Below are 9,647 nucleotides of genomic sequence, written 5' to 3' on the forward strand. Positions count from 1 at the left end.
AAATTTGGCTTGAATTTTGTAACCGCGGTTTTACCGTCTAACCACTCCTAGAATACGGCTTTCTCCACCCGTTCTTCGGCAAAATACATATCAACGTCACCTTTATTTTTGACGGCAATTTTCCCCCGATAATTACATTGAAAATGCTCTTTCACCAACTGGTACGTGGTGTCTGAAATATTGATTTTGCCCACCTCGCCATGTTGCTCCATCCGGGCCGCCGTGTTGACCGTATCGCCCCAGATGTCGTACGCAAACTTCCGGACGCCCACAATGCCAGCCACCACCGGCCCCGTATGAATGCCAATCCGGAACTCAAAATGCCGAAATCCCCGGGCAACCCGATCCTGCTGGTTGTGCAACATAAAGTCACGCATTTCGATAGCCGCCTTTACCACTTCGACCGGATTGTCCGGATAGGCCACCGGTAGTCCTCCGGCGCAGAGATAGGCATCCCCGATGGTTTTGATTTTCTCAATCCGGAACCGGCTCAGAATGGCATCGAAGGAGCGATAATAATAATCGATTTCGTTGACCAGGTCTTCCGGCGAAAGCTGTTCGCCCATTTGGGTGAAATTCTTGATGTCGGTAAATAAAACCGTCACCCGCTCAAACCGGCGCGGTTTTGACTGACCCGTTTGTTTCAGTTCTTCCACCACCTCCGACGGCAGAATGTTGAGCAGCAACTCCTCGGAACGCTGTTTGGCTTCCTGCAACTCTTCCGTCCGTTGCTGCACCTTCTGTTCCAGCATCGTATTCTGCTCGGTCACCAGCCGTTCGTTTTCCTGCAACAACCGGATTTTCTCCTGCTCGGCGTCCTTCCGCTGCTTATCGATCAGGTTCACTTTATACGTAAGCGCGACCGCGAAGAACAGGATTTCGACCCCGACGCCGAGGTGAATACTTTCAAACGTCCAGAAACTGTACGGCAGACGCCCGAAGGTATACAGCAGAAAAACGAGAATGCCGACGTAAAAGAACAGGTTTCCGGCTATGTAAAACAAGGCGGGCCGAAAGCCTTTGCGCAATGTGACCACCCCGGCTGCGATGCTGACCAGACCTTCGAACAGGGCCAGCAGGGGAACAAAATCGATCTGTTCGCCCAATTGGTGATTCAGGCTAACGTTGGCAACGTTAACGACAAAACCGATCGCGTACAGAATCATTATCCCTATTCCGATCTTGTAAAACGTCGGTGCCTGTATCCGAAGCCGCAGGAACGACAGGGTAAACAGTACGTGGAGAAAACCGGTTATGGCGGCCAGGGCCGTGGCATACGCTTCGATGCCCGGGTTGGCGGGCCAGAAAAACTCGCTGGTGTGGCCCCGAAACAGCGCCATTTGCAAGCCGATGAACAACACCCAGACGGCGTAGCGAAGGTTTCCCCACTCGCCTAGCCGAATAAACATCACCAGGCTGTAAACGATGATAATCAGGATAAATCCGTAGTAGGTTCCGTAAAATAAATCCGACCGGTGCTGGCGTTCCAGGAGCTTATCAACCGACAGGGCAAAAATCGGCAGGGCCGAGGTATAGATGCCTTCCATGTACACATAAAAAGTGCTGGTCTGCCCGTTTTTGGCCGCGATCGGGCAAAACTGCACACTCTTGCGAAACGGCTGGTCGGGCTCGGGTTGCAGACTGCCCAGCCTGTGTAGCGCCAGCACCCGGTTTCCGGCGGTTTCGTACACCACAATTCGCTCGGTTCCGGCGTAGATAAACTGCAGAAAGACTTCCCGGTCCTGCTGGTTCACCAGCTCAAACCGAAACCAGTATCCCAGTTGCTGATTGTACGGCTTGATCCGTTGTTTTTCGGTATTGACAAACTGATAGGTGGCCGGATTCCGGAGCAAATCATCGATGGAAACCGTTCCGGCTTTGACACCCAGCATCTGGCTGGCTCCGAAAACATCGTACGTGCGGTCCAAATCCGTGATCCGTACCGGGTTGGCAACAACCTGGCAGCCCATCAGCAGCAACAGCATTACAAGCCGTATACGTCGGTTCATAGCATTGGTTTTCGTTCAGGCAACGGTGGGTAACAGCGCCGTTCGTAACATGACGTCCACTTTATGGGCGGTGGTCCCGAACTCCTTTCGGGCAATGTAGACCAGCGGTAACCGGATAAAAATGGGCGGATGAGCGATTTTCCGACCCATGGCCGCCGACTCCGCTTCCAGTTCGGTCAGCAGGCGCTGGCGTTCGGACTCGGTTTTGGCGCGGTGCAGGCCCCGGCTTTTTTCCCACGCCAGATCGCGGCCTTTCTTCATGTAGCCCCGCTCAACCGCCTTGATTTTATCCGAGAAATAGGTCACCAGCGTTCCGAACGGACGAAAAACCCGGCCCACGTTATCGTTCATCTGGTCGTACATATCGTCGAATAACTCGTTCATTTTCGCGAAATCATTCTTGAACAATTCGATGTTTTTCCCCTGGTAAACTTCGGCTACCACAATCGGCAAGTCGAAGGAAATGTGCGCATTGGCGGCCGAAAAAATATACTGATCCGTGGTGATGACGGTCCGGGCCGCATCGAACGACACCTGCCAGGGCTGGGTGGCTTTTTCGCCGTCAAAAAACCGGTTGATGGCTTCGAAATAGCGGTTTCCAAAACCGACATCGACCTGCTCCATTTCCACCGGATTTTCAAACAAACCCAACCGCAACCCCTCGGCCACCCGCTGCGTCACCAGCTTGTAGATGGCCGCAAACAAACCCATCGGATTGTTCTGCGACCGCAGATGGCGGGCGATTTTGTCGAGGTAAAAAATAACGTCCTCAATTTTCTGCGCGGGCGGAATCCGGAAATCCGGTTGTTCAGTCCCCCAGGTATCGGTCAGGGCCGACGGCAGGTAAAACTGTTCACTTTTGGCCCCGTTATGGTACACCATCACGAGGTCGATCATCTGGTTGCTGAACGCCCGACCCATCGCGCCCATCAGCAAATTCCGGTCGCCAATGCCCTGCAACCGCTTGTCGAGCCACTGAATGGCGTCGATCACCGGCGAATCGTCTTCGTCGTCGGCTTTGGCCACTTCGAGCAGGTCCGCGTACTTGTCACCGATAAAAAACCGGACGAACAGGGGCGACAACCGCTGCAACGGCCCGAACGACAGGCGGGAGTTCATCAGGTCGATGCAGGCCGCCGTCAGTTCCATTCCTTCGCGGCCCCCATCGGGCGAGCGCCCGGCCTGCTGGTCCAGAATGGCGTTCATCAAAAACCGGCCATCGGCCTCGTCCTCCGAATTGAGGTCATCATCGACGCCGATCAGGTGACCGACGACGCGCCACAAATGCAGGTAGGCGTCGCGTTCTTCGGGCGACAATTCAATACCCATCTGCTTCAGTCCGTCGATGATCACCACCCCAAACGACAGCAGCGTGCCGACCAGGTCCTGCTGATTGATCGGCACGCCGTAGGTTTCGACATCCCATCGATGCTGCTGGGCGTGGTACCGGATCACGGCATGAATCAGCCGGACTTTCTGAATGGAGATAATGGCGTTGCCATCGTGTTCGAAACTATTCAGGGTCAGAATATTGACCACAAACTGGGCGGTTTCCATCACCCTACGCGTGAACGAATCGAGCGAACCATTATGCACCCGCAGCCGCCCCGTGCGGTAAAGCACTTTGGCCCCCCGCCAGCAGGTGTAACACAAGGGCAGCGATTTACAGAGCAGCAGTAACAGGATTTTCGGACCGTGTTGTTTGAACACCTCCGTGGCCACCATGATCCTGAACGGATCGGCCCAGTCGGGCAACTGGCGGGTTTGGGCAAAATAATCCTCAACAATCCGTTTCAGCCGGTCGGGCAAAACATCAAAAGCCGGGTTGGGAAAGTTGCGGTTCTGAACCAGCATCTGGAAAACCTGGTCCACCTCGCCCTTCTGGTTGTCCTGTAAAATTGCGGCAATGGTCTGGTCGGCCAGCGGATCACCGATCCGTCGCTTGCTCCACAGAAATTCGTCGGTCCAGGTAGCGGCAGAAGGGTTCAGCATCGAAAAGGACGAGAAAGGTTAAGGTTATCTCAAATAACTATTTTAGTCGCTCATTTCCAATTTATCCGGCAGATTCCGGCATGCTACCACACGCATTTTCAAAGCTTTAAAGGAACAACCCTGGCATCAACCGGCGGTTTTCGCCGATCGCTCGCGTTCCAGTTGTCCGATCCGTTGGGAGTAACGGGTTGCCAGACTCAGGAATCCTTTGTCGTTCGGGTGGAATTCGTCGTACCAGTACTTCAGCGTAAGGGTAGACGGGCGAATGGTGCCCCGCAAATCCATGTAAATGACTTGATCGTAGTCGGCGGCTGCGCGCTGAAGCCGCTCGTTAAACCGGTCGATCATCCAGCGAACCAGAGCTTTCTGCTCCGATTCATCCGAAATGCCTTTTTTTAGCAGACTCTCGGTCAGCGGCCCCGGTTTGCCCGACTGGGTTTCGGTCACCGACGGAAGCACGTAATCGTAGCCGTGCACCAGCACCCGGAGGTTGGGGTTCTGAAGCCGGATGAGCCGGAAAAGCCGCTGGAAATTTTGTTCCAGTTCATCCAGCGCCGTGGTGAACGCACCGGCCAGATACCGCTGCGGAGCGGGTTGGTTCGGCTCCGGTTGTTCCCGGATATACGTCGCAAAGGCCTCCCCAAAGAAGTCCGGTCCGCCCCCACTCAGCAGAAAATACCGGGGACTCACCTTTGCAATGGTTTCCAGAAAGTTCGATTTCTCCACGTATTTTTTGAGCGAACCGACGGCTGGCGTACTGCTCACCAAATAAACCCGGGCCAGGTAATCGACGATATCACTCAACAACGGGTACTGAAACCAGGAATCGCCCCCGGCCACCATCCTGACCCGATCCGGGTATTTGATCAGATTTTGCCGGTACTGCCGGTTCCGAATCTGGGAAGCAATCTGGTCGTTCACAAACGATTTCAGGTCGCCCCACAGCCCGCGCTGCTCCTCGCCCGTCAGGGTCAGGTCGTCGCGGAGCACCAGCGCCGAATCGCCCGGGTTAGGTTTGAAATAGAGTCCCAGCGCAAAATCGGCCATCGGACTGGCCACTTCCAGACCATCGTTCAAAACCGGCTCGAGCATCCGGTTCAGTTCGCCCAGATCCACCCGGTTGTAAACCGGATTCGGCATGTGCAGCGTAACGGTTTGCGTACTCCAGTCCGGAAACTCCGCTTCGTCTTCCTCCGTCTCGAAAGCCGACGCCCGGGTTTCGTCCGATGCCGGTTTTTCGTCCAGCGTGTGGGGCGACGGCAGCGCGTCGAGTTCCAGCATGGCCAGCGTCGGTTCGGAAAGGGGATTGACCGAAACAATGATCTTGAAATATTCCGTTACGTCCGGCCAGTTGTACTGCCGAACGGTTTCTTCCAGTCCCAGCCGCACCACATCCAGCCGACCGGTCAGCGATTTCCGGCTGGGCAATCCCAGCCATTCCGACTGGCCCGGTTCGAGTCGGTAATTCCCGGCCTGTAACTGTTCGTTAATTGGCAGAAAATTCTTCGTGGACAAAAAATCCCGGGACAGGTACAAAACCGTGCAGTACAGCGTCTGCGACGTCGGATTGGTCAATTGGATTCTGACCTTGTTGGCCCAGACGGTTTTTCCGGTCGCCGACTTTCCCTCCCGCAGCGGAATGGTGACAGCCGGCGGGTTGGAACCGTTCAGCGTCACCGTTTCGCTGTCTTCCGGCGTTACCGAAACGGTCAGAATGGGGTTCGGGGCCTCCGGATTTTGAAGGTCTTTCCAATACTTCCAGGCCGCCAGATGCCGCAACTGGTTCGTCAATTCCTGATAGGCCCAGTCCGGTTTTTCCGCCGGAACGGTGCGGACCAGCGGGCGGTTTTCGTCGCCCGGGCGCGTAAAAAACCACAGGCCGTTGCACAGGTGGAGCGTATAATCGGCCGATTCCTCCCTTTCTTCGGGCACAAAAAAAGCCCCGGCCTTTTCCGTCAGGGTCGCCAGTAGTTGGGCTGCTTCGGCCACATCGCCGTTGTGGTTGATCAGGTGCAGTTTGACCGGTTCGCTCAGCAAGCCCTCAACTTTCACCCGGTAGGCTTTGCCTTTATCCAGACCCGCTCCCTGTTCCGAACTGATTTTTAGCAGAGTATAGTCTGCACCAATTTTCAACGGACTCCCCGGGAAAGCCGGTTGGCCGGTTTCGTCCAGCACCTGAATGGTTTTAGTGGTTCGTCCCAGGCCGTGAATCGCGCCGACATCGAGTATCCATTGTTTTTTGGCCGGGTTATACGTCATCTCCGCAGCATCCGCCTGGCTGTCAATCGCCCGATTCAGAAAACCGGTTTGCAGCAACTGGCCGGACGGGTCGCCCGCGGCCGAAATGCGGGGACGCTGCTCATAGGCAAACCGCATGTATTGCCGAACCCGGTTGTGCAGCGTCTGGTACGAAAGCGCGCTGTTGGCCGCTTTCAGCACCGCGATCAGATTTTTGGTAAACGCGCCCTCCCGGTTTTCGCGATCTTCCACGGCGGCTTCGTCCGACTCGCAGGCGGCCAGTTGTACGTGTTTGCCGAGCGGCATCACTTGATCCAGACCCTTTTCCCGCAACTCCGCTTCCGAAAACCGCTCGTGAAACAGAAAGCCTTCATAGGGCCGCATGGGGGCCGATTGAGCCAGCCGCCGTTCCTGCATCCGCTGGCCTTCGGGCGTCCCGGCGAGCAGGTCGAAAAACCGGGTATTGTCGCCCGAGTGGCAGCAGTCGAAAATCGTCACGATGTGCGCACCCGTTTGACTGAGTTCCGCGATCAGAAACCGCAATTCCTTGTCGGTCAACAAATACGCCCAGGGATTGGCCGCATCACCATCGAAGCAGACGATGCTTTCCAGCTTGCCGTCGGTTTCGGTCGGCCAGAGCGATTGGTCCGCCGTCTCCTGCGCCCCGTGTCCTGCAAAATAGAACAGAGCCGTATCGCCCGGCCCGGCCTGGCTCAGGTGTGTCCGAAATCCGTTAATAAGGGCCGTTTTCGTCGCTTCGTGATCGATAAGATGGAGCGGATGATGTTCAAAGCCTGACAGTTCGGTCAGATAGCGGGCAAACGTCTGGGCGTCCTGCGCGGCTCCACTCAGCGATCGAACTTGCTGATAGGCATTGATGCCCACCACCAGTGAATAGAGTTTTGGCTTGTCGGCGGGTACGGTATTTGGAGATTCCATGTTGACGTCTGGCGGTAGGGTTTAGAGAATACGGCAGTAAACCGTTGACGATTAGAAATATACGGAAATAGAATGACAGTACGGTTTTATCGAAAATCATTTTCTGAGCAGCACCGCCAAGTTGCCCAAACCGAAAAGCTTTTGTATTTTTTGTGCAAGCATTTTACGGAAGTACCAACGGGCTGCGGGGTCGCCCCGGGAAAGTTCTGTGTTACCGAAACTCCGTCACCCCGACCTGTTCGCAATACGCCAGAACCGGGCAGGTGGAACAGTGTGGTAAGCGTCCGGTGCAGATGTGTTTCCCAAACGGCATCAGCAGCCGGTTGATGTCGATCCAGTGCGAAACCGGCACCCGCGTTTCCAGCACCTTCAGGGTTTCTTCGGGTTGCCGGGTCTGCACCAGACCCCAGCGGTTGGTCACGCGGTGTACGTGAATATCGACGCTGATGGCAGCCTGGCCGGTAGCGACGCCCAGGGCGAGGTTCGCGCATTTGGGGCCAACGCCTTTGAACGAGGTCAGCGTCCCGAAATCCGCCGGAATCTGGCCGTCGAACTCTTCCATTGCCCGTTTGGCAATGCCCAGCATCGTGTAGGCTTTCTGTTCGGGATACTGCGTTCCATGAAGCAATTTCGCCAGGGAAACCGGATCGAGTTGCAGCAGTTGTTCGGGGGTTCGGGCCACCTCAAAAAGTCGCAGCGAAACCGGGATGGTGGTTTCGTCGAGGGTCCGGATGGAAATGATGCAGGCGATGAGTTGTTCAAAAACCGTGTTGTATCCCCGCTCGAACAGGTCGAACATGGCGGCTTTCGGAAAGGGCCGGATCGCTTCCTCAATTCGGCGCAGGACAAGGGTCAGATCAAATGCAGGTTTCACGCCTTCAATAACCGCAAAAAACCGCCTTGGTTTACAATTTCCCGTAACTCTTCACGAGATTTATACCGAATTTACGTTACTAGCCTGACGAAGGCCGCAAACCGCCCAAAACGCTTTTGAACCACGCATGAAAACCGTCTTTTTATTAATTTGCTCCAACCTGTTCATGACAACCGCCTGGTACTGGCACCTGCGCTACAAAGAAGAATCGTTGTGGAAAGTGATCCTGATTAGCTGGCTGATTGCTTTCATCGAATATTGTTTCGCCGTACCCGCCAACCGCATCGGCTCCTACCAGTTCAGCGCCTTCGAACTCAAAACGATCCAGGAAGTGGTGAGTCTGCTGGTTTTCGTCGCTTTTGCAGTTTTTTACCTCAAGGAAGAAATCCGCTGGAATTACATTGTCGGTTTTGCGCTGATTGTCCTGGCAGTTTTTTTTGTCTTCAAAAAGTGGTAAGTCCGATTTCGTCGGCAGATTCCATACACAGACCCAAGAAGAAAGACAAGAGACAAACGACCCAACTCCTAACCCACAAGACGTTCTTCCCGTATCTTTTCGCTTTTTTCTGACCATCTGCATAAAAACCGTTCTTTTGTAAACGTAAACCGTATTCGACTGCATTTATGACATCAAGACGAAATTTCCTGAAAGCGTCGGGCGGCCTGGCCGCCAGTGCGTTGCTGCTCCCGCATTTTTCCGGGGCCGCGAAAGTGAAAAACGTGGGCATTCAACTTTACACCGTCCGGAAAGAAATGCTGGCCGATGCCGTCGGAACGCTGCAACAACTGGCCAAGTTTGGCTACAAGGAACTGGAATCGGCCCGCAGCGAAAAAGGAAACTACTACGGTTTGAAACCGCAGGAGATCAAAAAGATTGCGAACGACCTGGGCATGACCGTGCGGAGCGGCCACGTGCACATCGACAAAGACTGGCAGCGGTCGGTGGATATGGCCGCCGAAGCCGGACAGAGTTATTTGGTGTGCTCGTCGCTGCCGTCGTCGGGCCAGACGGTTTCCAATTACGAGAAGTGCGCCGATATTTTTTCCCAGTCCGCCGAAGACTGCAAGGATATGAACCTGGTGTTTGCCTACCACAACCACGACTATGAATTCGAGAAAAAGGACGGCAAAGTGCTGTACGACATCCTGCTGCAGAACACCGATCCGAAGCTGGTCAAGATGGAACTCGATCTCGGCTGGGCGGTTCTGACCGGTAACGACCCGCTGAAGTACTTCGCCAAATACCCGGGCCGGTTCCCGCTCTGGCACCTGAAAGACATGGACAAAGTCAAGAAAGAGAGCACCGAGTTCGGCAAAGGTTCGATCGACATCCTGAAGATGCTGAAAAACATGAATAAGTCGGGGGTGAAACACTTCTTTGTCGAGCAGGAAGAATACACAAACACCGCCCTGGAAAGCGCCAAATACGATTTTGATTATCTGGCGAAATTGAATTTTTAAATCGGTCGAGACTGCTCGCTAAACTGTGTCACAGGTGAATAAAGGGAATAAAACCTCTAACTTTCACCATTATGACCAACGAGAACGAGTTCGACTTTGAAGCCTTCAAACAAGCGGCTATTAAAGGCCTTTAC

Annotated in this window: 6 protein-coding genes; 2 read left to right on the forward strand and 4 right to left on the reverse strand. The window is 54.5% G+C overall.

Translation table 11 applies throughout. The features are described from left to right. Nucleotides 1-47: 47 nt before the first annotated feature. The 4 genes from ACFPMF_RS20515 to ACFPMF_RS20530 form a co-directional block, all read right to left on the reverse strand. Nucleotides 48-2,009, reverse strand: a complete 1,962-nt coding sequence (locus ACFPMF_RS20515) for an adenylate/guanylate cyclase domain-containing protein (RefSeq protein ID WP_379848604.1) — start codon at nucleotides 2,007-2,009, stop codon at nucleotides 48-50. Nucleotides 2,010-2,024: 15 nt separating this feature from the next. Then, a complete protein-coding gene (locus ACFPMF_RS20520) occupies nucleotides 2,025-4,001 on the reverse strand; it encodes a DUF5995 family protein (protein WP_379848605.1) in 1,977 nt (658 codons plus the stop codon). 126 nt (nucleotides 4,002-4,127) lie between these two features. Beyond that, a complete protein-coding gene (locus ACFPMF_RS20525) occupies nucleotides 4,128-7,178 on the reverse strand; it encodes a caspase family protein (RefSeq protein ID WP_379848606.1) in 3,051 nt (1,016 codons plus the stop codon). Between the two features lie 211 nt (nucleotides 7,179-7,389). Then, entirely contained in the window at nucleotides 7,390-8,052 is a 663-nt protein-coding gene (locus ACFPMF_RS20530; protein ID WP_379848607.1) for an endonuclease III domain-containing protein, read from the reverse strand. A 127-nt stretch (nucleotides 8,053-8,179) separates the two neighbouring features. On the opposite strand from ACFPMF_RS20530, the gene ACFPMF_RS20535 reads away from it, so the two are divergent. Both ACFPMF_RS20535 and ACFPMF_RS20540 read left to right on the forward strand, forming a co-directional pair. After that, on the forward strand, nucleotides 8,180-8,509 hold the full coding sequence (locus tag ACFPMF_RS20535; RefSeq protein ID WP_379848608.1) for a DMT family protein: 330 nt from the start codon (nucleotides 8,180-8,182) through the stop codon (nucleotides 8,507-8,509). Nucleotides 8,510-8,676: 167 nt separating this feature from the next. Further along, complete coding sequence (locus ACFPMF_RS20540; RefSeq protein ID WP_379848609.1) at nucleotides 8,677-9,513, forward strand: TIM barrel protein; 837 nt, start codon at nucleotides 8,677-8,679, stop codon at nucleotides 9,511-9,513. Nucleotides 9,514-9,647: the final 134 nt, after the last annotated feature.

Source organism: Larkinella bovis (genome assembly GCF_042655385.1).
GTDB classification, from domain to species: Bacteria; Bacteroidota; Bacteroidia; order Cytophagales; family Spirosomataceae; genus Larkinella; species Larkinella bovis.